This window comes from Lysobacter sp. OAE881, from assembly GCF_040546665.1.
Lineage (GTDB): Bacteria > Pseudomonadota > Gammaproteobacteria > Xanthomonadales > Xanthomonadaceae > Lysobacter_J > Lysobacter_J soli.
The window spans coordinates 310066-333224 of sequence record NZ_JBEPOG010000001.1 but is presented as its reverse complement, the minus strand read 5'-3'; the positions used below and the strand labels follow the sequence as shown (position 1 = coordinate 333224).

The 23159-nt window shown below is 68.8% G+C and carries 22 protein-coding genes and 2 pseudogenes; 21 read left to right on the top strand and 3 right to left on the bottom strand.

What is annotated here, in order from left to right; all coding sequences use genetic code 11:
- Window positions 1–4 precede the first annotated feature (4 nt).
- From ABIE51_RS01540 to ABIE51_RS01470, 14 genes and pseudogenes are all read left to right on the top strand, one after another.
- Window positions 5–908: pseudogene (locus tag ABIE51_RS01540) on the top strand (AEC family transporter).
- Between the two features lie 230 nt (window positions 909–1138).
- The gene (locus tag ABIE51_RS01535; protein WP_192631971.1) at window positions 1139–2062 is read left to right on the top strand and encodes a hypothetical protein; all 924 of its coding nucleotides are present in this window, start codon (window positions 1139–1141) and stop codon (window positions 2060–2062) included.
- Between the two features lie 70 nt (window positions 2063–2132).
- A complete protein-coding gene (locus ABIE51_RS01530) occupies window positions 2133–2765 on the top strand; it encodes a nucleotide-binding protein (RefSeq protein ID WP_192631970.1) in 633 nt (210 codons plus the stop codon).
- A 71-nt stretch (window positions 2766–2836) separates the two neighbouring features.
- The gene (locus ABIE51_RS01525) at window positions 2837–3313 is read left to right on the top strand and encodes a SixA phosphatase family protein (RefSeq protein WP_115842798.1); all 477 of its coding nucleotides are present in this window, start codon (window positions 2837–2839) and stop codon (window positions 3311–3313) included.
- On the top strand, window positions 3310–3921 hold the full coding sequence (locus ABIE51_RS01520; RefSeq protein ID WP_192631969.1) for a YceI family protein: 612 nt from the start codon (window positions 3310–3312) through the stop codon (window positions 3919–3921). The genes ABIE51_RS01525 and ABIE51_RS01520 overlap by 4 nt, the downstream gene beginning before the upstream one ends.
- Entirely contained in the window at window positions 3918–5987 is a 2070-nt protein-coding gene (locus tag ABIE51_RS01515) for a phospholipase D family protein (RefSeq protein ID WP_192631968.1), read from the top strand. The genes ABIE51_RS01520 and ABIE51_RS01515 overlap by 4 nt, the downstream gene beginning before the upstream one ends.
- A gap of 369 nt (window positions 5988–6356) precedes the next feature.
- Window positions 6357–6545 (top strand): hypothetical protein, encoded by a 189-nt coding sequence (locus tag ABIE51_RS01510; protein WP_115842800.1) that lies wholly within the window; start codon window positions 6357–6359, stop codon window positions 6543–6545.
- A gap of 49 nt (window positions 6546–6594) precedes the next feature.
- Window positions 6595–6777 (top strand): hypothetical protein, encoded by a 183-nt coding sequence (locus ABIE51_RS01505; protein ID WP_115842801.1) that lies wholly within the window; start codon window positions 6595–6597, stop codon window positions 6775–6777.
- Window positions 6778–7004: 227 nt separating this feature from the next.
- A complete protein-coding gene (locus tag ABIE51_RS01500) occupies window positions 7005–7439 on the top strand; it encodes a hotdog fold thioesterase (RefSeq protein WP_157028891.1) in 435 nt (144 codons plus the stop codon).
- Window positions 7440–7566: 127 nt separating this feature from the next.
- A complete protein-coding gene (locus ABIE51_RS01495; protein ID WP_115842803.1) occupies window positions 7567–8373 on the top strand; it encodes a lysophospholipid acyltransferase family protein in 807 nt (268 codons plus the stop codon).
- A 67-nt stretch (window positions 8374–8440) separates the two neighbouring features.
- Window positions 8441–9436 (top strand): YheT family hydrolase, encoded by a 996-nt coding sequence (locus ABIE51_RS01490; protein ID WP_181902821.1) that lies wholly within the window; start codon window positions 8441–8443, stop codon window positions 9434–9436.
- 142 nt (window positions 9437–9578) lie between these two features.
- Complete coding sequence (locus tag ABIE51_RS01485; protein ID WP_192631967.1) at window positions 9579–10061, top strand: hypothetical protein; 483 nt, start codon at window positions 9579–9581, stop codon at window positions 10059–10061.
- Window positions 10062–10158: 97 nt separating this feature from the next.
- Window positions 10159–12232 (top strand): annotated as a pseudogene (locus tag ABIE51_RS01480) (tetratricopeptide repeat protein).
- A gap of 16 nt (window positions 12233–12248) precedes the next feature.
- On the top strand, window positions 12249–12875 hold the full coding sequence (locus ABIE51_RS01470) for a YbhB/YbcL family Raf kinase inhibitor-like protein (RefSeq protein ID WP_192631965.1): 627 nt from the start codon (window positions 12249–12251) through the stop codon (window positions 12873–12875).
- A 63-nt stretch (window positions 12876–12938) separates the two neighbouring features.
- Here the strand turns inward: ABIE51_RS01470 and ABIE51_RS01465 are convergent, their stop codons facing one another.
- On the bottom strand, window positions 12939–13766 hold the full coding sequence (locus ABIE51_RS01465; RefSeq protein ID WP_192631964.1) for an META domain-containing protein: 828 nt from the start codon (window positions 13764–13766) through the stop codon (window positions 12939–12941).
- Between the two features lie 98 nt (window positions 13767–13864).
- The gene (locus tag ABIE51_RS01460) at window positions 13865–14719 is read right to left on the bottom strand and encodes an undecaprenyl-diphosphate phosphatase (protein WP_115842808.1); all 855 of its coding nucleotides are present in this window, start codon (window positions 14717–14719) and stop codon (window positions 13865–13867) included.
- 306 nt (window positions 14720–15025) lie between these two features.
- Here ABIE51_RS01460 and glnA point away from each other — a divergent pair, with 306 nt between their 5' ends.
- The 5 genes from glnA (at window position 15026) to ABIE51_RS01435 (ending at window position 19936) form a co-directional block, all read left to right on the top strand.
- Window positions 15026–16435, top strand: coding sequence for a type I glutamate--ammonia ligase (glnA, locus tag ABIE51_RS01455; RefSeq protein WP_115842809.1), 1410 nt, complete (start codon window positions 15026–15028; stop codon window positions 16433–16435).
- A 100-nt stretch (window positions 16436–16535) separates the two neighbouring features.
- The gene (locus ABIE51_RS01450) at window positions 16536–17000 is read left to right on the top strand and encodes a GNAT family N-acetyltransferase (protein WP_192631963.1); all 465 of its coding nucleotides are present in this window, start codon (window positions 16536–16538) and stop codon (window positions 16998–17000) included.
- Between the two features lie 170 nt (window positions 17001–17170).
- Complete coding sequence (locus ABIE51_RS01445) at window positions 17171–17938, top strand: TorF family putative porin (RefSeq protein WP_157028885.1); 768 nt, start codon at window positions 17171–17173, stop codon at window positions 17936–17938.
- A 39-nt stretch (window positions 17939–17977) separates the two neighbouring features.
- Complete coding sequence (locus ABIE51_RS01440) at window positions 17978–18316, top strand: P-II family nitrogen regulator (RefSeq protein ID WP_115842812.1); 339 nt, start codon at window positions 17978–17980, stop codon at window positions 18314–18316.
- A 144-nt stretch (window positions 18317–18460) separates the two neighbouring features.
- Complete coding sequence (locus tag ABIE51_RS01435; protein ID WP_192631962.1) at window positions 18461–19936, top strand: ammonium transporter; 1476 nt, start codon at window positions 18461–18463, stop codon at window positions 19934–19936.
- A gap of 83 nt (window positions 19937–20019) precedes the next feature.
- Here the strand turns inward: ABIE51_RS01435 and ABIE51_RS01430 are convergent, their stop codons facing one another.
- Window positions 20020–21402, bottom strand: coding sequence for an amino acid permease (locus ABIE51_RS01430; protein ID WP_192631961.1), 1383 nt, complete (start codon window positions 21400–21402; stop codon window positions 20020–20022).
- A 133-nt stretch (window positions 21403–21535) separates the two neighbouring features.
- Between ABIE51_RS01430 and ABIE51_RS01425 the strand changes: the two genes are divergently transcribed.
- Window positions 21536–21775, top strand: a complete 240-nt coding sequence (locus ABIE51_RS01425) for a hypothetical protein (RefSeq protein WP_115842815.1) — start codon at window positions 21536–21538, stop codon at window positions 21773–21775.
- Between the two features lie 248 nt (window positions 21776–22023).
- A complete protein-coding gene (locus ABIE51_RS01420) occupies window positions 22024–23064 on the top strand; it encodes an NAD(P)H-dependent flavin oxidoreductase (RefSeq protein WP_192631960.1) in 1041 nt (346 codons plus the stop codon).
- Window positions 23065–23159: the final 95 nt, after the last annotated feature.

Genomic DNA, 23159 nt, shown 5'->3' with positions numbered 1-23159 from the left:
ACGCATGGCCTTCGACGCCTTCGCCCTCGTGCTGGCGATGCTGGCGCTGGGCTATCTCTTCCAGCGGCTGCGCGTGCTGCCCGGCGACGCGGCGCGCACGCTCAACCTGATCGTGCTGTACGTCTGCCTGCCGGCGGCGGTGCTGCGTTACGTGCCGCGACTGCATCTGGAGGCGGCGCTGCTGGGCGTGATCGCCGTTCCGTGGCTGCTGCTCGGCGCGACGGTCGTGCTGGTCGGCGCGCTGTCGCGCTGGCTGAAGTTCCGGCGCGACGAGACCGCCGTGCTGCTGCTCACCGTCGCGCTCGGCAACACCAGCTTCCTTGGTTATCCGTTGACGCGCGCGCTTGTCGGCGATGACGCGCTGCCGTACGCGGTGGTCTACGACCAGTTCGGCACGTTCCTGATCCTGTCGACGTTCGGCCTGTGGGCGCTGGCGCGCTACGGTGGCGAACACACGCCGTCCGCGCGCGAGATGGCGCTGCGCGTGGCGAAGTTCCCGCCGCTGTGGGCGCTGCTGGCCGGTTTCACGGTGATGCCGGCCGATCCGCCGGCGTGGATCGACGGCGGACTGCAGCGACTGTCCGACGCCCTGCTGCCGCTGGCGATGCTGACCATCGGCCTGTCGGTACGTTTCGCCCTGCCGCGCGACGAACTCAAGCCGCTGGCCGCCGCTGGTGCTGAAGCTCGCGGTGATGCCAGCGCTCGCGTTGCTGCTGGTGCCCGTGCTGAACCTGCACGGATCGATGGCCCGCGTCACCGTGCTCGAAGCCGCGATGCCCTCGATGGTCACGGCCGGCGCGCTCGCCATCGCCCACGGGCTGGCGCCGCGGCTGGCGGCGGCGATGGTGGGGTACGGCTTGCTTCTTTCGTTGCTGACCTTGCCACTGTGGGCGAACGGGGGGTTCTGATGCGTGCCGGCTTCCTTTGGGTCCTGATCGTTTGTGCGACGACGGCTTGCGACCACCCGGGCGCCTCGCCTGCCTCTGCCGGCGCGCCCATGCGGGAAACCGCTGCGCCTGTGTCCACCGTCGCAGCGGTCTCTGGACGATCGCGACCTTCCAACCCGGGAGGCGCATCGGACGCGCCCCTGGTTTCTTCCACGGAAGGACAACGCTGGGAGGCCGCACTTCGCGCCGCGATGGCGGAATGGCTCGCTTCGCCTTCGATGCAGTCAACGGCCCGCGGCGTGCTGACCACGGCCCTGTTCGCCCCGGCGCTGGGCAACGGGAACACCGACGCCGTGCAGCGGCAGGTCGACGCGGCACTCGCGCTGGCCGCGGAGATGGCACCGGACGACGTCGAGATCGCATGGCTGGAGGCCACGCGATGCCCGGCCGAGGCGACCGCCTGCGACGCAGGTGGCGCGATCGAAAGGTTGCAGCGGCTGGAACCGGACAATGCCGCCGTCTGGCTGCTCGCGGGCGACCGGACCGGGCGTGGCGACGAAGCGGCGTTCGACAGATACCTGCGTCGCGCCGCGCAGGCCTCCACTTATGACACGCACTTCGGTGTAGCCGAACGCATGCTCGAGGCGCAGATGGCGACGTTGCCGCTTCCGGCCCGATCCCGTGAAGTGGACGCGTACCTTCGCGCCCGCGCCGGATTCGGACCGGGCCCGCGCCTGGACGACCGCGAAGTGCGCCTGATGCTGGCCGCCGGGCAATCGTGGATCGACATGCCGCCTTTTGCCCGGCTGCACGATGCCTGCCGGATGCCGCAGCCGCCCGGGCGCATTGCCACCTGCCGCAGCGTCCTCACGCGCATGGCCGACGGCAACAGCGCATTCCCGCGAATGATCGCGACGGGGTTGATGACTGAACTTGCCGACGGTACGGCGCGGCCGGCATGGGCAGAGCGGTACCGCGTCACGCTGTGGACGGTGATGGGGTCGCCGCCGACGCCGGGACCAGAACTCCAGCGCGCCCTGTTCGAACGCGGGGATTACCTCGCGGTGGAGGAATGGTTGCGGGCGAATGGCCGACGGATGCCGCCGGACTGGTTGCCCAAGGATCCGCAGCAACGTGACCGCATTCTCGGACAGCCGGTCAGGCCACCCGGCTGATCGCCGTCCGGCGCATGGTTCCGTCGCCCGGCCCCGTGTACGCTGCGGCTTCCATCCAGAGGGAGTCCGCATGAAGACCGTGCTGGTGGCCAGTTCCAAGGGCGGCGTGGGCAAGACCACGATCGCCACGCACCTCGCCGCACAGTCGGCGCTCGACGGCCTGCGCACCGCGCTGGTCGATGCCGATCCGCAGGAATCCTCCACCCGCTGGGCGCAGCGCCGGGCCGGGCTGGACAGCGCCGTGCTCCCGCTCGACGGCACCCGCCGCAAGGCTTGGCGCAAGCAGTTGCCCGACGACACGCAGCGGCTGGTGATCGACGCCGCCGCCGGCGCGATGGCCGACGACCTCGACGCCTTCCTCGAGGAAGCTGACGCCGTCGTCGTGCCCGTCCAGCCTTCGGCGCTGGACATCGAGGCGACGGTGCCGTTCCTCGATTCGCTCGCCAGGCACCCGCGCGTGCGCAAGGGCCAGCTTCGCGTCGGGCTGGTCGGCAACAAGCTCAAGCCGTGGACGAACGCGTCCCAGCAGGCGCTGGAGCTGCTCGCCGCCTGGCCGTATCCGGTGGTGGCGCAACTGCGCGACAGCCAGGCCTACGTGGTGCTGACCGGGCTGGGGAAGAGCCTGTTCGACTACCACTCCGCCCAGGTACGCGACCACCAGGACGATTGGCAGCCTTTGCTCAAATGGCTGAGGAAAGCCTGAGCCATCACGTCGTTACGTGATAATGGCGCCCATGATCCTGCCCGCCCTCGCCAAACCGGAGTCGCCCGCGCATGCGTGAACTGATCCTGCTACGCCACGCCCACGCGGAGCCCGCCGCCACCGGACAGGCCGACCTGGACCGCCCGCTCTCGGCCGAAGGCCTCGCCGAGGCCGAAGCCGCCGGTCGCTGGCTGGCAGAAAACAAGCTGGTCCCCGACTGCATCCTCTGCTCGCCCTCGCGCCGCACGCGCGAGACGCTGGAAGCGGTGCTCGCCGCCATCGGCTACGTCGACCAGCGCATCGAGCCGTCGATCTACGAAGCCACGCCCGGCACGCTGATCTCGCTGGCCGACACCCACCGCGAAGCCGAACGGCTGATGCTGGTCGGCCACAACCCGGGGCTGGAACGGCTGGCGGCGCTGCTGCACAGCGGGCAGTCGGGCGATTACCGCGGGATGCCGCCGGGCGGCATCGCGGTGCTGTCGGTGCCCGCCGACGCCGGGCTGGAGCCCGGCGTGGCGCAGCTCAGCGCCTTCTGGTGGCCGTGAGGGAACGCCGACCGCGCCTCGCCCGCTTCCTGCTGCCGTGCCTGCTGGCCATCTGGCCGGCATGGGCGCAGGAAACGGTCGCGCTTCCCGAGCCCATCCCCACCGCGTCTTCCCGCACCTTCGATCCGCACCACACCCGCTTCGGCTTCGAGCTGCGCACGCGCTGGGGCCAGCGCGTGTCGGGGCAGTTCCCGCAGTACGAAGGTGAAGTCTCCACCCTGGCCGACGGCCGCCATCGCGTGCGCATCGTGTTGCGCACCGGCGGCGTGGTCGTCTCCGGCTCCGATCGCTACACCGCGCTCGCGCGCGGGCCGAATTTCTTCGATGCACAGCACTATCCCTACATCGAGTTCGTTTCCGAACCGCATCCGGACACGCTCGTCCGCACCGGCGGGCGCATGCGCGGCCGCTTGTCGATGCACGGCGTGACGCGCATGGAAACCTTCATGCTTGCCAAGGCCGAGTGCGAACGCCCCGGCCGCGATTGCGACGTGCTCGCCACCGGCAGCATCAGCCGCGAGGACTACGGCCTGGACGGCTGGCAGTTCGCGCTGGCCGATCGCGTGCGCTTCATGCTCCGCGTCCGCCTGGTCGAGACCGCACAGTGAAGCCGGTCGTACGACTCTGCGTGGCCGTGCTGTCGCTCGCGCTCGGCGCGTGCGCATCGCTGTCCAACGCCCAACGCGACGCGGCCACCGAACGCGTGGTGCAGGCACGTTCGACGCAGGTCGACTGCACGCAGCCGGACGCCTGTGCCCAGCGGTCGCCACTGCGTGCGCTCGCCGGACGCGCGTTCGCGCAGTCCACGCCCGACGCGCCGGCACACTACGCGCTGATCCTCGACCGCGGCCCCGACGCATTGCTCGCGCGCGTGAACCTGATCCGCAGCGCAACCACCGCCATCGACCTGCAGACCTACATCTTCGACGAGGACGACGCCGGCCGGCTGGTGCTCGACGAACTGCTCGCCGCCGCGCGTCGCGGCGTGCGCGTGCGCGTGCTGATCGACCAGCTGTCCGCGCTCAAGCATGTGGACACGCTCGCCGCGCTGGCCGGCGCGCACGTCAATTTCGAGCTGAAGCTGTACAGCCCCGTGCTCGGTCGCGCGCAGATCACTTATCCGCAGTACGCGCTCGCCGCCGCGTGCTGCTGGCGCACGCTCAACCAGCGCATGCACACCAAGCTGCTGCTGGTGGATGGCGCGGTCGGCATCACCGGCGGGCGCAATTACCAGGACGACTATTACGACTGGGACGACGAGTACAACTTCCGCGACCGCGACCTGCTCGTCGCCGGCCCGGTCGCGCACGTCATGCGCGATGACTTCGCGCTGTTCTGGAACGATCGCCGCAGCGTGCCGGTGGAACGGCTGAACGACGTCGGCGGCCGCCTGCTCGCCGATGGCGTGCCCGCGCTGCCGCCGTCGCATTTCGAGCGCCCGGAGCGTGCGGAGGTCATGCGACGCGACGCCGCCGACAGTGCGCTGATCGAAGAACGCCTCGTCTCGCGCGCGATGCGCGTGGGCGAGGTGCGCTACATCTCCGACACGCCGGAAAAGCACCGCGCCATCAACGCCGAACAACAGGCCGTGGCGTCCGGTTCGCTGCGCGGGCTGATCGAATCGGCGCAGCAGGAAGTGGTGCTGCAGACGCCGTACCTCGTGCTGTCCGACGCCGCGCAGGACATGTTCCGCCAGCTGCACGCGCGTCCGTACGACGAGCGCCCGAAGATCATCATCTCCACCAACAGCCTGGCCGCGACCGACGCGTTCATCGCCTACGCGCTCTCGTACAAGTACAAGCGCCGCTACCTGCGCGAGCTGGGCTTCAACATCTTCGAGTACAAGCCCTTCCCGCTGGACGCACCGATCGACATCGCCACGACCGGCGCGACGCTGCCCGATCTGCTGCCGGACGAGGCCAACACCGATGCCGATGCCGACGCCGACGCAGGCACGGGCTCGATCTCGCCCAGCCGCGCGCTCACCGGCGAGAGCGGCGGCAATGCGGCATCCACGGAGCGCGACGATGCGCAGGCCGCGCCGGTCGATCTGGGCCAGGCGCACCGCGAACTGCGCGATCGCTACGACCGCCGCAGCACCGTCGAGCGTGCGCAGTACCAGCGCGCGCTGTCGCGCGAATACAGCGCACTGCGCTACAGCACCCGCCGCGCCAACCAGCCCGTGCCGCTCAAGCGCGCCGGCGTTCGCATCGGGTTGCATGCGAAGTCGATGGTGATCGACGGGCGCATCGGCGTCGTCGGCACGCACAACTTCGATCCGCGCGGCGATCACTACAACACCGAAAGCGCGGTGGTGATCGAGGATCGCGAGTTCGCCCAGGCGCTGCGCGCCAGCATCTGGCGCGACATCGCGCCGGCCAACTCGTGGGTGATCGCGCGACGCGACAAGCCGCCGGTGTTTTCGGGACTCAACTACTCCATCGGCAAGATGTTCGAGGCGATGCCGATCCTCGACCTATGGCCGATGCGCTACGCGACCAGCTACGAGTTCGTCGCCAGCGAGCAATGCCCGCAGCCGCTGCTGCCGAGCGATCCGGATTTCCGCGCCTGCTACCAGCCGGTGGGTGATTTCCCGGAAGTGGCGGCGGGCATGAAGTCGATCACGACGCGGATCTTCACCGCATTCGGGGCGGGGCTCGCGCCGATTCTCTGAGGCGGTCTGGCCGCCTCACCCTCGCAAGAGCGCGTGACCGCCCGGATCAGGTCGGTTTTCGCGCAGTGGCCGCGTTGACCCCCATCTGGCCCGCTCCAGACAGCTTCCTGAATGTGACGGTCTTCACCCTCCCTCTCGTCCCGGTCCGAGAGCCGGAGGCGCATTCGCGCGTGCCGCCATGCCACCCCTGCCATCAGTCATGGCAACGGAAGCGCCGAAATGTCCATCTATATCAGCGAGTTCCCGCTACGGCGGTGCCCCAGCCAGGTAGGTCTTCGGTGGGGTGACTTCTGGCCCATGGCGGAATGGATATGGTGTTGTACTTTACCAACACACCGACGCACTAACCCACCCCACGAAGGACCCGCCATGAACGCCCTCAATACTTTCGCCCCGTCCGCCAAGTCCGCCCCGGTTTCCCCGCTGGCCCTGATGAACGCCCCGTCGCGCAACCACCGCGAACGCGATTTCGGCGTCGGCTACGGCTCCAGCAGTGGCTACGCCAGCAACCGCCGCTACACGACCGAGTGGGCGCCGCCGCGCTTCCGCTTTGCCTGATCCCAGGCACCCCGCAGCACCACGCAGTACCGAACGCCAGGACACCGCCATGAACGCCTTCTTTGCCATCCCGACCCGCCCCAACGCCCCGAGCGCGAATGTCGTCCCGCTGCCGGTGCGCCACATCCATCGCGAACGCGACTTCGGTGTGGGCTACGGCAACAGCAGCGGCTACGCCACCACCCGCCGCTACGCCCAGGACTGGATGCAGCCGCGCTTCCGCTGCGCATGAGCGATCGCGGTGTCCCAAAGCTCCACCCCTGAGCCGCCCCGCTCTCCCCCGTGACCGTACCCATGCAGGACCCGCCCAGCGCGCAGACCAGACCTACATCCTCGTTCCCCCTGGCCCGCAGCCGGTGCGTCGGACTCTCTCCGTGACGACGCACTGACTCCGGGCCCCTTTTTTGTCTGGACTTCCCCGGCAAGCCGTTTTGCCCGCCGCTCGGCTAAGGTGTCGCGATGGACACGCAACGCTCCCCCTTCCGCACCCCGCCCGACCTGGGCACCCTCAACGCGCTCTCGCGCAACACCGCGATGGAGCCGCTGGGCATCGTGTTCACCGAGGTCGGACACGATTTCATCCGCGCCACCATGCCCGTCGACGAACGCACCCGGCAGCCGTACGGCCTGCTGCACGGCGGTGCGTCGGTGCTGCTGGCCGAAACGCTCGGCAGCAGCGCCGGCATGCTCTGCGTCGGCGAGGACGAAGCCTGCGTCGGCATCGAGATCAACGCCAACCACCTGCGCGGCGTGCGCGAGGGCACCGTCACCGGCACCGCGCGCCCGCTGCACGTGGGTGGCCGCACGCAGGTGTGGGAGATCCGCATCGAGGACGAACGCCATCGCCTGGTGTGCGTCTCACGCATCACGCTCGCGGTGATCGCGCGCCCCTGATTCCGCGCGCGCAGTCGCGTGTGCCGGCGGGCCCGGCGCCCGCGCATTGCGGAACCTGTCTGGAACCAACGCCGCATCCCGCCCATGACGCTGGTGGCGACACCGCGGCTTCGGTATCGTGCGTTCAATGAATGCGCCGTCCCCCCACGCCGGCGCGACGGCGCCGACCACGGCGCCCGCCGCGCGCGCGCTCCGTTATCTCGTCCGCGTGCCGCTGCTGCTGTGGCACGTGTTCGTCGACCTGCCGCTGACGCTGCTCACCGCCGTGCCGTTCCTGGAGAACGTGCGCATCGGCGACGAGTCGCTGGAACACCGCGCCATCCGCGCGTGGTCCGCCGGGCTGATGTGGATCTTCGGTTTCCGCCTGCGCCGCATCGGCCAGCCGCTGCCGGGCGCGGCGATGTTCGTCGCCAACCATGTGAGCTGGATCGACATCGAGACGCTGCACAGCCAGCGCATGATGGGCTTCGTCGCCAAGCGCGAGATCGCCAGCTGGCCGGTCGTCGGCTGGCTCGCCTCGCGCGGCGAAACCATCTTCCACGCCCGCGGCAGCACCGAATCGCTCGGCGGCGTGCTGCACGAGATGCTCGGTCGCCTGCGCGAGGGCCGCTCGATCGGCGTGTTCCCCGAAGGCGGCACGCGCGGCGGCCGCGAGATCGGCCCGTTCCACGCCCGCATCTTCCTGGCCGCGGTGGAAGCCGGCGTGCCGGTGCAGCCGGTCGCGCTGCGCTACGGCGAACACGGCGACGCGCAGCACGTGGTGGCGTTCCAGCCCGGCGAGAGTTTCCTGGCGAATTTCCTGCGCCTGCTGGGCGAGCCGCCGCGACTGGCGGAAGTGCATTTCCTCGAACCGATCCTGCCGGCGCAGACCGAAGGTCGTCGCCGCATCGCCGAAACCGCGCGCACGCGGATCATCGAGGCCATGAAGAGCTGAACTTCACGTTTGCAGGAGTAAGGCTTCCGTGCGAGCAACCGAAAACCGCGCCATGGTCCCCGGCATGCTGAATGCGTCCGACTACCGCCCGCCTCGCTGGCTGCGCAATGCGCACGTGCAATCGGTGCTCGGCTCCAGTCCGCTGCGTCGCCGCCATGGCGAACGCAGCCTCGCGCAGCTGAATGCGGTCAGCACGGTCCACACCATCGAGGCAGGCGAGGACGCGCGCCTGCAAGGCGTCCACACCGCGCTGCCCGGCACGCCCTCGCGCGGGCTGGTGATGCTGCTGCACGGCTGGGAAGGCAGCGTCGATTCCAGCTACATGCGCCTGACCGCGGCCGAACTGCTGCGCGAAGGCTTCGAGGTGTTCCGCCTCAACTTCCGCGACCACGGCAACACGCACCACCTCAACGAAGGCCTGTTCCACTCCAACCGCATCGACGAGGTCGTGCGCGCGGCGGCGGAAGTCGCGCGGCTGTATCCCGACCGCCCGCTCGCGGTTGCCGGTTATTCGCTCGGCGGCAACTTCGCGCTGCGCCTGGCGTTGCGCGCGCCCACCGCGGGCGTGCCGCTGGTGCACGTCGCGGCGGTGTGCCCGGTGCTCGATCCCGCGCGCACGATGGATTCGATGGAACAGGGCCTGCCGGTGTACCTGTGGTATTTCGAGCGCAAGTGGCGCGGCTCGCTCGCGCGCAAGCGCGCGCTGTTCCCGCAGACGCACGCGTTCGACGACCAGGTGCTGGGCCTTCGCATGCGCCCGCTCACGCAGTGGATGGTCGAACGCCACACCGAATTCGGCACGCTCGAGCGCTATTTCGACGGGTACTCCATTGCCGGCGATCGCCTCGCCGGGCTGCAGGTGCCTGCGAGCATCCTGATGGCGGCGGACGACCCGGTCATTCCCGTCGACGGCTTCCACAAGCTGCAGCTGCCGCCCGACACGGAGCTGGAAATCTCGCCGTGGGGCGGCCATTGCGGCTTCCTGCAGAGCGCGAAGCTCGACGGCTTCGCCGAGCGCTGGATCGCCGGGCGCATCAGCGAACGGCTGCCACGCCCGCAGTGAGCGGCGCGGTTTGTCGCATGCGTCACTGCGTGTCGTTCGTGACAAGAAAATGCCCGGTCGCCGACAGCCCGCGTTCAAGCCGGCGTTGCTAGCGTCGCGCTGTCGGCCGACGATCGTCTGCCGCTTCCACAGGGGTTGTGACATGAAACGCGATGCCTTCCGCGCCGCCGTCGTCCTCTTCGCGATATTCGCCAGCGCCGCCGCGATGGCGCAGGACGAAGCCGAGTCGCCCGCGCTCGACCTGAGCGTGCCGGCCGAACGCATCCATTTCGCCAGCACCGATCCCGACGTGAACTACGGCAACGATCCGCCGGGGGCGTGGCGGCCGATCACGCCGGCCGAGGCGGAAGCGTCCACGAAGAACGACTGGCAGGTGCATGGCGCCGTCGAAGCGGGGATCGGTTATTCGAAGAACACCGGCACCAGCAACTGGCAGGCGGTGAACCTCAACCTGGACAAGACCTACACCACCGACGACGGCGACACGAACCACGTCAACATCGACATCAACGTCGGCCGCAGCGATGGTCCGGTGTTCGGTCCCGGCGCCGTCTATGGCCCCGGTTACTACGGTCCGTCGCCGATGCCGGCGCCGATGCGCGCACGGGGTCCATTCGTCCGCTGACGCGGCAGTCCGGCGGGTTTGCCGGAAATCCCGAGCGCCCGGAAGGGCCGGGGCATGCGGCTACAATCGACGCTTTCGCCCGAGCGTCCGAGTAGTCATGTACGAACCCATCATCGATGCCCTGCGCCGCGGCGCCGCCCCCGAAGCGCTGGCCGCCGCGCGCGAGGTCGTCGCCGCGCAGCCGCAGGACGCCACCTCGCACCGGCTGCTCGCCGCCGCGCTGCGCCTGGGCGGCGACCGCGAGGCCGCCCTCTCCGCGATCGACCAGGCCATCGCGCTGGCGCCGGAAGATTCCGATCTGCACCTCGAGCGCGCTGGCCTGCTGCTCCACGAGCGCCAGCTGGACGAGGCCCAGGCCGCGCTGGCGCGGGCTACGGGACTGGATCCGAACCAGTTTCCCGCCTACATCATCCAGGGCCACCTCGCCCTGTCTCGTGGCGACCTGGACGAAGCCGAGCGTCTGTCGCGCACCGCATCGCGCATCGCACCCGACCACCCGCACGTGGCCGCGCTGGAAGGCGGCGTCGCCATGCGCCGCGGCGACGTCGACCGCGCCCTGTCGCTGATCAGCGCCGCCGCCGAACGCGCTCCGAACGATCCGCAGCTGCGCCACGCGCTGGGCTTCGCCTACCTCGCCAAGGGCCATTTCGCCTTCGCCGAACAGGCCTTCCGCACCCAGCTGGAACAGGATCCGTCCTCGCGTCCGCTGCGCCTGCTGGTCGCCGACCTGCTGCGCCGCCAGGGCCGTCCGGGCGAGGCGGCCGACGAACTGGCGCCGCTGCTGGACGGCGAAAACGCGACGGCGCCGATGCATCGCCTCGTCGGCGAGCTGGAACTGGAAGCCGGCCGCAACGAGCGTGCCCTGCCGCGACTGCGGCAGGCCTTCGCCGCGCAGCCGCTGGATCGCCGCAACCTGTTGCCGCTGCTGGAAGCCTGGCGTCGCCAGGGCCTGCTCGACGAAGCCCGCACGACGCTCGACGCCGCGCTGGAAGACCACGTCGAGAACGCGGACCTCTGGCGCGCACGCCTGCTGTTCGAGGAATTCGCCAGTGACGGCGCGCGCGGCGTGATCGAACGCTGGCGCACGGCGATGCCGGATTTCGTTCCCGCACTGGAAGCGCAGGGCACGCTGCACGACCAGGCCGGCGAGTCGGACGCGGCCATGGACATCGCCCGTCGCATCACCGAACTGCAGCCGGGCCACTCGCAGGCCGAACTTCGCCTGATCGACGGCCTGCTCAAGCGCGACCCCGACGCCGCCGTCGATCGCGTGGCGAACCTCATCGCGCAGGCGCCGGATCCGAACGTGAAGCGCACGCTGCGCCAGTTGCTCGGCCGCTGCCTCGACGTCGCGGGCCAGCCGGATGCGGCCGCTGCGACCTGGGCCGAGCTGCACGCCGAAGTCGTCGACCAGCGCCTGCCGCTGCCCGAGATCAGCAAGGCCACGCCGCGCCTGCCCGAACTGGCACCGTTGCCCGATCCGGCGGCTGCGGTTCTGTTGCTGTGGGGCGCGCCGGGTTCGCTCGTGGAGCGGCTTGCGATCACCCTGGACGAGGCCGGCGCGCCGCTGCGCCCCGACCGCTTCGGCGCGCAGCCGCCGAACGATCCGATGCAGCGCTACACGACCGTGCCGGGCCTGCTCGACGGCTCGCTCGACACCGGCTTACATGGTCGAACTGTGGCGCGCCGCGCTCCCTTCGCGCGGCATCCCCGACGGCAATGTCTTCGACTGGCTGCTGTGGTGGGACAACGCGCTGCTGCTCGGCCTGCGCCCGCACCTGCCGGAGGCGATCGTGATGATCGCCGTGCGCGATCCGCGCGACATGCTGCTGGATTGGCTTGCCTTCGGATCGCCGGTGCCGTATGCCCTGACCTCGCCCGAAGCCGGCGCGCGCTGGCTTGCGCAGACGCTGTCGCAGGTGGCCGATCTGCATGAGCAGGACCTGTTCCCGCATCGCCTGCTCAAGCTCGACGACATCGCCGACGACGTCACCGGCCTGGCGCAGGCGATCGCCGACGCGCTGCAGATCCGCGTGGCGGTAGCGCCGCCGGAATCGCTGGGACCGGCGCGCTTCAAGTCCGGGCACTGGCGCCATTTCCGCGAAGCCCTGGGCGATGAATTCGACCTGCTCACGCCGATCGCGCAGCGCCTGGGTTATCCGGCCGAGTAACGCAGAGGAACGCCCCATGCAGATCCGCAGCAACAGCTTCCAGCATCGCGAACGCCTCCCGGCCGAGTTCGCCGCCGGGCAGGCCACCGCCGACGGCTTCGGCTTCGCGCCGAACCGCAATCCGCACCTGGCGTGGGACGACGTGCCCGCCGGCACGAAGTCGTTCGCACTGCTGTGCATCGATCCGGACGTACCGACGGTCGCCGAGATGGTCGGCAAGGAAGGCGTGCAGATTCCCGCCGACCAGCCGCGCGCCGACTTCACGCACTGGGTCCTGGTCGACATTCCCGCCGACGTTCGCGAGATCGCGGCCGGCAGCTGCAGCGATGGTGTCGTCGCCCACGGCAAGCAGGAGCCGGCCGGTCCGACCGGCTCGCGCCAGGGACTGAACGACTACACCGGGTGGTTCGCGGGCGATGCGTCGATGTCCGGCGACTGGCACGGCTACGACGGCCCGTTCCCGCCGCCGAACGACCTGCGCCTGCACCGTTATTTCTTCCGCCTGTACGCGCTCGACGTCGAACGCCTGCAACTGTCCGAGCGCTTCACCGCGAAGGACGTCCTGCGCGCGATGCACGGGCACGTGCTCGATGAGGTCGCGATCTACGGAACGTATTCGCTCAACCCGTCGGTCAAGGGCTGAACGCCGGAGACGATGCTGTTGCAGCCCGGGTGAGCGCAGCGCACCCGGGCTGAGCGCCCAGCCTCAGGGCCTCGTGTCGCTCTCGACCACCATGTCCAGCACGTACGCCGTCGATGGCGCATCGGCCGGCGGATTCTGGATCGCGTAGCGCTTCACGCGCACGACGTTGCGCGTGCCGGCGACATGCTCGAAACCTTCGATGTCCTGGTACAGCGGCTGCCACTCGCCCGGGGTGCCGGTGCGCAGGCCCTTTTCGTCGAAGTGCACTTCGCGCACCTGCAGGCACTGCTTGTCGGGAATGAGCGGGTGGTTGCACGGCTTCGGCTGCGCCGCGACTTCGAGGAACACCGTCTCCCCCGGCCCGCCGAAGCGCGTCTGTGCCGTCGGTTCGCCGCGGAAGGTGAGCACCTCGCCGCCTGCGCCGGTGAGCGACAGCATCGGCGTCGCGCCGCGCTGGATCGACGCCGTCTGCGCGCCGCGCAGGCGCTCGCCGACCGCGCGGTCCAGCGCCATCAGCTTGTCGTCGACGCAGGCCATCATCGTGGAGGCCATGTCGCCGATGGTGAGCTTCGCGCCATCGAGCGTGTAGCTGCCCATCATGCGGTTGCAGGTGTTCGATACGGCGATGCGGCCGTCGGCGAAATCCACCGTCACCGGTTTGTCGGCGCGCACGAAGAGCGCATCGATGCGCTTGCCTTTCGCATCGGCCGCGTTGTCGAGCCGCCAGTGATGGCCGCCGAGGACGGCTGTGTCGATCGCCGCTGCCGGTGCCGCAGGCGCGGCGGGCGTGGACGCCGTGGGCGTGGCGGCGGGCGACGCCGACGGTTCCTGCGGCGCGCGCGCGCAGGCCGCCAGCGCGACGGTCAGGGTCAACAAAGTGAGTCGTTTCATGGGGCCGCTCCTGAAAAGGCGACCCATGGAAACGGACCGGCGCTTACAACGGGGTGAAATCGTCTCGCGACGAAAACATGCCCCGTTCAGGGAATCCGTCAGCTACCCGTCGGCACGAGGAACAGCAGCGCCGCGCCGAGGATGAAGCGATAGATCGCGAACGCGGTGAAACGATGGCTCTGGATGTAGCGCAGCAGCCACTTGACCGAGATGAAGGCGGTGATCGCCGACGCGACGAACGCCACGGCCAGCGCCGCCCAGTCCTCGTTCGCCGCCTCGCCGCTGTGGATCACGTCGATCAGTTCGTAGCCGGTGGCGGCGAACATCGTCGGGATGCCGACCAGGAACGCGAATTCCGTCGCCGCCGCACGCGAGGTGGTGCCGGCCAGCAGCGCCACGAAGATCGTCGCGCCCGAACGCGACGTGCCCGGGAACACGCCCGCCACCACCTGCGCGATGCCGACCAGGATCGCCACCGTCCAGGTGATCTTCGCGCGCTCGCCGAGGACCGCCGCACGCTTGGCCGCGAAATGCTCCGCCGCGATCATCCACACGCCGCCGATGACCAGCGCCCACGCGATCGGCGTGACTTCGTCCGGCAGTTCGAAGCCAAGCTTCTTCACGATCACGCCCAGCACCGCCGTGATGCCGAAGGCCGCTGCCAGCTTGAAGGCGTAATCGCGCGCTTCGGCCGCATCCATCGGCATGCCGGCCGGGCTGTGCTCGGCCATCGCGCGCTTGCCGAGGAAGCCCATCGCCAGGTCCCACAGGCGCTGGCGGTAGATCAGCACCACCGCGAGGATCGCGCCGGCCTGGATGGAGATGTTGAACAGATCGCTGCGGTGGCCGAGCCAGCGCTCGGCGATGAGCAGGTGGCCGGTGCTGGAGATCGGGAGGAACTCGGTGATGCCTTCGATGATGCCGAGGAGCAGGGCGGCGAGCAGTTCGGTCATGTCTTGGAAAGCCGGATTCGTGGGTCGGGAGTCGTGATGCGCAACCGCCACGGGCGTCATGGCATGTCGGCTCGAAGCGGGGCAGCATACCGGACGGGGGTGGACGCACCACGTTGACGCAATCGTCACGCGGACCGCACCGTTCTGGTGCAATTCACGAGCTGCCCTGCCGCCAGATTCAATCCAATCAAAGCGTTACGCGTGTGAAAAAGTTGGCACGGCCTGTGCTTTGAGTATCCCGTCACCGCCCTGCGGCCGGCTTTTTCCAATCCCGAATCCTGAATCACGAATCCCGGAGCACCACCCATGTCGATCGACCACATCGAAAAGCTCATCAAGGACCACAAGGTCGAGTTCATCGACCTGCGCTTCGTCGACATGCGCGGCGTGCAGCACCACGTGACCTTCCCCAAGTCGATCATCGAACCGAGCCTGTTCGAGGACGGCAAGATGTTCGACGGTTCGTCGATCTCCGGCTGGAAGGGCATCAACGAGTCCGACATGGTGCTGCTGCCCGACGCGAGCACCGCGTTCCTGGACCCGTTCACCGCCGACCCGACGCTGGTGCTGACCTGCGACATCCTCGACCCGGCGACCATGCAGGCCTACACGCGCGACCCGCGCGGCGTGGCCAAGCGCGCCGAAGCCTTCCTCAAGGCCAGCGGCATCGCCGACCAGGCCTTCTTCGGTCCGGAGCCGGAGTTCTTCATCTTCGACTCGGTCCGCTTCGCCAACGACATGGGCCACACGTTCTTCCACGTGGACTCGGAAGAAGCCCACTGGAACTCCGGCCGTGAATACGACGGCGGCAACACCGGCTACCGTCCGATGGTGAAGGGCGGCTACTTCCCCGTCGCGCCGCTGGATTCGCTGCACGACCTGCGCGCCGAGATGTGCAAGACGCTGGAACTGGTCGGCCAGGAAGTGGAAGTGCACCACCACGAAGTCGCCAACGCCGGCCAGTGCGAGATCGGCACCAAGTTCAACTCGCTGGTGAAGAAGGCCGACGAACTGATGACGATGAAGTACGTCATCAAGAACGTCGCGCACCGCAACGGCAAGACCGTCACCTTCATGCCCAAGCCGATCGTCGGCGACAACGGCAGCGGCATGCACGTGCACCAGTCGCTGGCCAAGGGCGGCGTGAACCTGTTCTCCGGCGACGGCTACGGCGGCCTGTCGCAGACCGCGCTGTGGTACATCGGCGGCATCTTCAAGCACGCCCGTGCGATCAACGCGTTCGCCAACTCGACCACCAACAGCTACAAGCGCCTGGTGCCGGGCTTTGAAGCCCCGGTGATGCTCGCCTACTCGGCGCGCAACCGTTCGGCCTCGTGCCGCATTCCGTACGTCGCCAACCCGAAGGCACGCCGCATCGAGATCCGCTTCCCGGATCCGATGAACTCCGGCTACCTGACCTTCGCCGCGCTGATGATGGCCGGCCTCGACGGCATCAAGAACCAGATCGATCCGGGCGCGCCGTCTGATAAGGACCTGTACGACCTGCCGCCGGAAGAAGAGAAGAACATCCCGACCGTCTGCCACAGCCTGGACCAGGCGCTGGAAGCGCTCGACAAGGATCGCGACTTCCTCAAGGCCGGCGGCGTGTTCACCGACGACTTCATCGACAGCTACATCGCGCTGAAGATGCAGGAAGTCACGCGCTTCCGCGCGGCGACGCATCCGCTCGAATACCAGATGTACTACACGATCTGACGTAGCAAACGGCCCGGGGCGAACGCTCCGGGCCGTGTTCGGTCCGCAGTACGCAATTCGCAGCACGCAGTTCGAAGTCCCTCTCCCACGGAGGTTCGCGATGGAGATCCGCACCGGCGGTCTTGACCATCCCGCTGTCGCCTCGCTGCTGCAGGAACACCTGCAGTCGATGGCGCAGCTGTCTCCGCCGGAAAGCATCCACGCGCTCGACCTCGATGCGCTGCGCACGCCGCAGATCACGTTCTGGTCGGCGTGGCAGGACGATGAACTGATGGGCTGCGGCGCGCTGAAACAGCTCGATGCCGCGCATGGCGAGATCAAGTCGATGCGCACCGCATCGCGGCACCGCCGCAAGGGGGTCGCGGCCGCGATGCTGGAGCACATCCTCGACGAAGCGCAGCGTCGCGCGTACACGCAGCTGAGCCTGGAAACAGGCTCGATGCAGGGCTTCGAGCCGGCGCGCGCGCTGTATGCGCGCTACGGATTCGAATCCTGCGGTCCGTTCGCGGACTACGTGAGTGATCCGAACAGCGTCTTCATGACGCGGGCCGTTCAACGGCCGTAACTCCGCTCCACCACGCACGACAACCGACGAGGTGAACAAACGACGGGCACGTGCCCGCCGCAAGGCGAGTGCGTTCCAACGACAACCCGGGCACCGACGAATCGCCCGACGTTGAAGAGCACGAATCGCAATGACCGGGGAGGGGCCACCGCTTATGAGGAGCCTGCGTCATGTCGTCTCGCATCCATGCAAGCAAGAACGCTTCAACGTTCGCCACCGTCGTGCTGGCCGGCGCGCTTACGCTCGCCCTGCCCGCTGACGCGATCGCCGGCGTGTCCGGTTCGGTCGCGCTGACCAGCGACTACATCTTCCGCGGCATTTCGCAGAACAACCAGGAACCCGCATTGCAGGCGGGCGTCGAATACGCCGACGACAGCGGCTTCTATGTCGGCAGCTGGGGCAGCAACGTCAGCTGGCTGTCGGACACGCCCGTGCCCGACAACGACATCTCCAACAGCGTCGAACTCGACTTCTACGGCGGTTATCGCGGCAAGTTCAACGACACCGTCGGCTTCGACGTCGGCGCGCTGTACTACTGGTATCCCGGCGACTATCCCTCCGGCTTCAACAGCCCGGACACGGCCGAACTCTATTTCGGCATCAGCGCCGGCGTGTTCGCGGCCAAGTACTCCTATGCCCTCACCGACCTGTTCGGCTACGCCGATTCGGATGGTTCCGGCTATCTCGATGCCGCGGTGAACTGGGAATTCGTGCCGACGTGGACGCTCAACGCGCACGCCGGCAAGCAGTGGATCGAGAACAACGAGGACTTCGAGTACGTCGACTGGAAGCTCGGCGTCACCAAGTCCTTCGATGGCGGCTTCGCCATCGCGCTCGCCTACACCGACACCGACGCGGAAGAAGCGCTCTACACCAACGTCCACGGCAACTTCCTGGGCGAGGACACGGTGGTGCTCACGCTGACTAAGACGTTCTGATTCGACGCAACTGAAGCCTATCCACCACGGAGCTGCGAGATGAAACTGATCACCGCGATCATCCGGCCGTTCAAGCTCGACGAGGTGCGCGAAGCGCTCACCGAAGTCGGCGTGTCCGGCATCACCGTCACCGAAGTCAAAGGCTTTGGGCGGCAGAAGGGCCACACCGAGCTGTACCGCGGCGCCGAATACGTCGTCGATTTCCTGCCCAAGCTCAAGGTGGAATGCGCCGTCGCGGAAAGCTCGCTGGAGGCGGCACTCGAAGCGCTCGCCAACGCCGCGCGCACCGGCAAGGTCGGCGACGGAAAGATCTTCGTGCAATCGCTCGAGCGCACGGTGCGCATCCGCACCGGCGAGCTCGACGACGATGCGTTGTGAGGTGACGCCATGACGACCGTCCTCGATCCCGCCACGCGAACCGCGTCCGCTTCGCAGCCATCGTTCCCGCGAAGGCGGGACTCCATCGACCCGATTGCCGCAACCTCGACGAAAGAAGGAAACCCGACCGTGATGCATTCACAGATGGATCTCCGCCTTCGCGGGGACGACGGCATGGGCGCATTCGGCGATGCCGAACGCGAACGCGCTGTCACGATGTTCCGCAAGCCCTCACTCGCAATCACCGCACTGCTCGCACTCGCCACGCCCGCCCTCGCCCTCGCACAGGACGCCGCCGCAGCCGCGCCCGTCGCTAACAAGGGCGACGTCGCGTGGCTGCTGGTCTGCGCCGCGCTCGTGATCTTCATGACGCTGCCCGGCCTCGCGCTGTTCTACGGCGGCCTGGTGCGAAGCAAGAACGTGCTGTCGGTGCTGATCCAGACGCTGATCGTGTTCTCGCTCGTCGCGATCCTGTGGGCGCTGTACGGCTATTCGCTCGCGTTCACGCCGGGCAACGCGTTCATCGGCGGCTTCGATCGCGTGTTCGCGAAAGGACTCGACGCCACTGCGATGGGCGCGACGTTCACCAAGGGCGTCTACATTCCCGAACTGGTGTTCTTCGTGTTCCAGGGCGCGTTCGCATGCATCACCTGCGCGCTGATCATCGGTGCGTTCGCCGAACGCGTGAAGTTCGCCGGCGTGCTGGTGTTCACGGTGCTGTGGTTCACCTTCGCCTACACGCCGATGGCGCACATGGTGTGGTTCTTCCCCGGCCCCGATGCGTTCACCAGCAACGATGCGGTGCCGGGCGTGCTCGCGCAGTCGGGCTTTCTGTTCGCACGCGGCGCGCTGGACTTCGCCGGCGGCACGGTGGTGCATATCAACGCCGCGGTCGCCGGCCTGGTCGGCTCGTACGTGATCGGCAAGCGCGTGGGCTACGGTCGCGAAGCGATCAAGCCGCACAACCTGACGCAGACGATGGTCGGCGCGTCGATCCTGTGGGTCGGCTGGTTCGGCTTCAACGCCGGCTCCGCGCTGGAAGCCAATGCCGTGGCCGCGCAGGCCTTCGTCAACACCTTCCTCGCCACGGCGGCGGCGGTGCTGGGATGGACGGCGGTGGAATGGCTCAGCAAGGGCAAGCCGTCGATGCTCGGTGCGGCGTCGGGCGCGGTCGCCGGACTGGTGGCGATCACGCCGGCGGCCGGCTTCGTCGGCCTGTGCGGCGCGATCATCATCGGCGCGCTCGCCGGCGCGGTCTGCCTGTGGGGCGTCAACGGCCTCAAGCGCCTGCTCGGCGCGGACGACGCGCTCGACGTGTTCGGCGTGCACGGCGTCGGCGGCATCCTCGGCGCGCTGCTCACCGGCGTGTTCGCCTCGCCGTCGCTCGGCGGCGCGGGCATCTGGGATTACGTCACCGAGACCGCGCTACCGGAATACAGCATCGCCTCGCAGGTGTGGATCCAGCTGCAGGGCGTGCTGGTGACGGTGGTGGTATCGGGCGTGGTCGCGCTGATCTCCTTCCTCATCGTGAAGTACACGGTGGGCCTGCGCGTGAGCGAGGAGTCCGAACGCGAGGGCCTGGACATCACCTCGCACGGCGAATCGGCGTACGAGAACTGACGGAGTAGTCGGGCAAAGGCGTGTACAACCCCTCCCGTGCACGCCGCGGCAGCGCGCGACGGTTCACCCCGTCGCGCGCTTTTTTATTGCGCGCGCTTGCTGTTGCGATAGCGGCGCGCCAGTTCGCTCGCCAGCGCAATGCCGGCGGTGAGCGCGGCCATCGACAGGAACTGGCCGCGCGTTTCGGCTGACGACACCAGCAGCGCGAAGATCAACGCGAGGATCGCCAGCGCGGACACCGTAAGCCACGGGAAGCCGCGCATGCGGAACGGCAGCGGCGACCCCGCGCGATCGGCGCGCCGGCGCAGGATCAGCTGCGACACCAGCGAGATCGTCCACACCAGCAGGCAGGTCGAGCCGACGATGTTGAGCAGCACCGGCAGCACGCGGTTCGGGTACCACAGCTCGAACACCGTCGCGACGAAACCGAACACGACGCACGACAGCACCGCGATCACCGGCACCTGTCGGCGGTTGACCCGCGCGAGCCAGCGCGGCGCCTCCTCGCGCTGCGCGAGCGAGAAGATCATGCGCGAGGCGCCGTAGAGATTGGCGTTGAGCGCCGAGAGCAGCGCGATCACGGCGATGAGCGTGATCGTCGTGGATGCGTACGGAATACGCGCAACCTCCAGCACTGCCGCGAACGGCGAGCGCAGCGATTCGCTGGTCCACGGCACGACGGCGATGATCACGCTGATCGAACCGATGTAGAACACGAGGATGCGCCAGGCGACGGTGCGGATCGCACGCGCGAGGCTGCGCGACGGGTCGGAGGTTTCCGCCGCCGCAACGGCGACGATCTCCGTGCCGCCGAACGCGAACACCACCACCAGCAACGCCGCGCCGATGCCCGCCCAGCCCTTCGGCGCGAAGCCGCCGTGGCCGGTGACGTTCGACAAGCCCGGCGAGGCCACGCCCGGCAGCAGGCCGAGCAGCAACGCCGCGCCGATGACGATGAAGAGCAGGATCGCGACGACCTTCAGGATGGCGAACCAGAACTCGAACTCGCCGAAGTTGCGCACGCCCATCAGGTTGATGGCGGTGAACACGAGCATGAAGGTCAGCGAGGACAGCGGCACCGGGATCTGCGGCCAGACCGTCGCGAGCAGCCCGGCGGCGCCGACGGACTCGGCGGCGATGACGATCACCAGCTGCGCCCACCACAGCCAGCCGACGGTAGCGCCGGCGGTCGCGCCCATCGCGTCGGCGGCGTACACCGAGAACGCGCCGCTCGCGGGTTTCGCGGCGGCCATTTCGCCGAGCGCGTTCATCACGATGATCACCAGCGCGCCGGCGACCAGGTACGAGATCAGCACCGCCGGTCCCGCCGCCTGCACGCCGACACCCGAACCGAGGAACAGGCCGGCGCCGATCGCGCTGCCCAGGCCCATCATGATCAGCTGGCGCGGCTTGAGGGCATGGCCCAGTTGCGGCGCGGCGGCCGGGGAAACGTCGGTGGTGGACATCGGGGCGTGGGCAGCTTCGAGGGCCGCCACCATACCGCGTCGCGTCGCCGCCTCCCCGTGCCGGAGCGGTCCTGTCGTGTCGCGCCGGCCCGCCTCACGCGCGCCTATCGTCCGGAGCGGTAGCGTCCGCTGCATGGATACCCGAACCCAGACCCTGCCGCCGGGCTGGCGGATCGAGGCCACCGGTCCATTCCCCGGAAGCCGCGCCTGCGTGCTGCGCCTGACCCACGTCGATGGACTAGAAGCGCTCTGGCAGGTCGAAGACGGCGCGGCGCAGTGCGAGGCGGTGAAACAGCTGGCCGCGGCGATGGCGCTGACCGGAGAGAGCTATCGCGAACAGGACGAAGACCCGCCCCCGCTGCTGTCGACATGACCGCCGTGGAGCGGTTTGACCCCGGCGCCGGTTTGGGCAGCCGACCGAAAAGTTCGGAGGGGAAGATCCGAGGGGAAGAGGATCGGCCTCGGCGCCGGGGCCTGTTCAGTTTGCCGCGACCCGCCCTGAGCCGCAGTCAGGGAAACCGGAAGCGCAAGTCGGAGGAAACCCGACACGGGCGGCGGGCGGCGCCCGCTCGTCGCCAGCGACCAATATCGCCAGCCACGGCTCCCTTCTAGAGTGATGCCATGACATCGATCACCGACCTGTTCGGCCTTTCCCTCCCCGTCGTGCAGGCGCCGATGGCCGGCGTGCAGGGCGCATCGCTCGCGCTGGCGGTGTCGCAGGCCGGCGGGCTCGGCTCGCTGCCGGCCGCCACGCTGACGCCCGAAGCGTTACGGCGCGACCTCGCGGCGATCCGCGAACGCAGCGCCGGCCCGATCAACGTCAACTTCTTCTGCCACGCGCCGCGCGAACCCGACACCGAACGCGAAGCCGCATGGCGCGCGTTGCTCGCGCCGTACTACGCGGAGTTCGGCCTCGATCCGGCCGCGGTGGTCGCCGGCCCGGCGCGGACGCCGTTCAACCACGAGCTCGCGGACGTGCTCGCCGAATTGCCGCCGGCGATCGTCAGCTTCCACTTCGGCCTGCCGGCACCGGACCTGCTCGAACGCGTGCGCGCGACCGGCGCGAAGGTGTTGTCGTCGGCGACGACGCTGGACGAAGCGCGCTGGCTCGATGCGCAGGGCGTGGACGCGATCATCGCGCAGGGACTCGAGGCCGGCGGGCATCGCGGGCATTTCCTGTCCGACGACCTCGACGCGCAGGCGGGCACGTTCGCGTTGCTGCCGCAGATCGTGCGCGCGGTGCGTGTGCCGGTCATCGCGGCGGGCGGCATCGCGGACGCGGCCGGCGTCGCGGCGGCACGCGCGCTCGGCGCGGCGGGCGTGCAGGTCGGCACGGCGTACCTGCTGTGCCCGGAGGCGACCACCAGCGCGGTGCATCGCCAGGCACTCACCGCCGACGCCGGCGGCGACACGGCACTGACCAACCTCTTCACCGGTCGCCCCGCGCGCGGCATACGCAACCGGTTGATGCGCGAGCTGGGCGACATGCGCGGCGACGTCCCGGCCTTCCCGCTTGCGGCCGGCGCGCTGGCTCCGTTGCGCGGCAAGGCCGAGGCGATGGGACGCGGCGACTTCTCGCCTTTATGGGCCGGACAGAACACCACCGGCTGCCGTGCGGCGCCGGCGGCGGAGATCACGCGCGATCTCGCACGCGGCTGGTGATGCGCGATGTTCGCGACGGTGCGCGCACACATTCCGTCCACACCCGCCACGCGCCACCCTCACGCCCCATCGCACGAGCCGTCGGCAGAATGCAG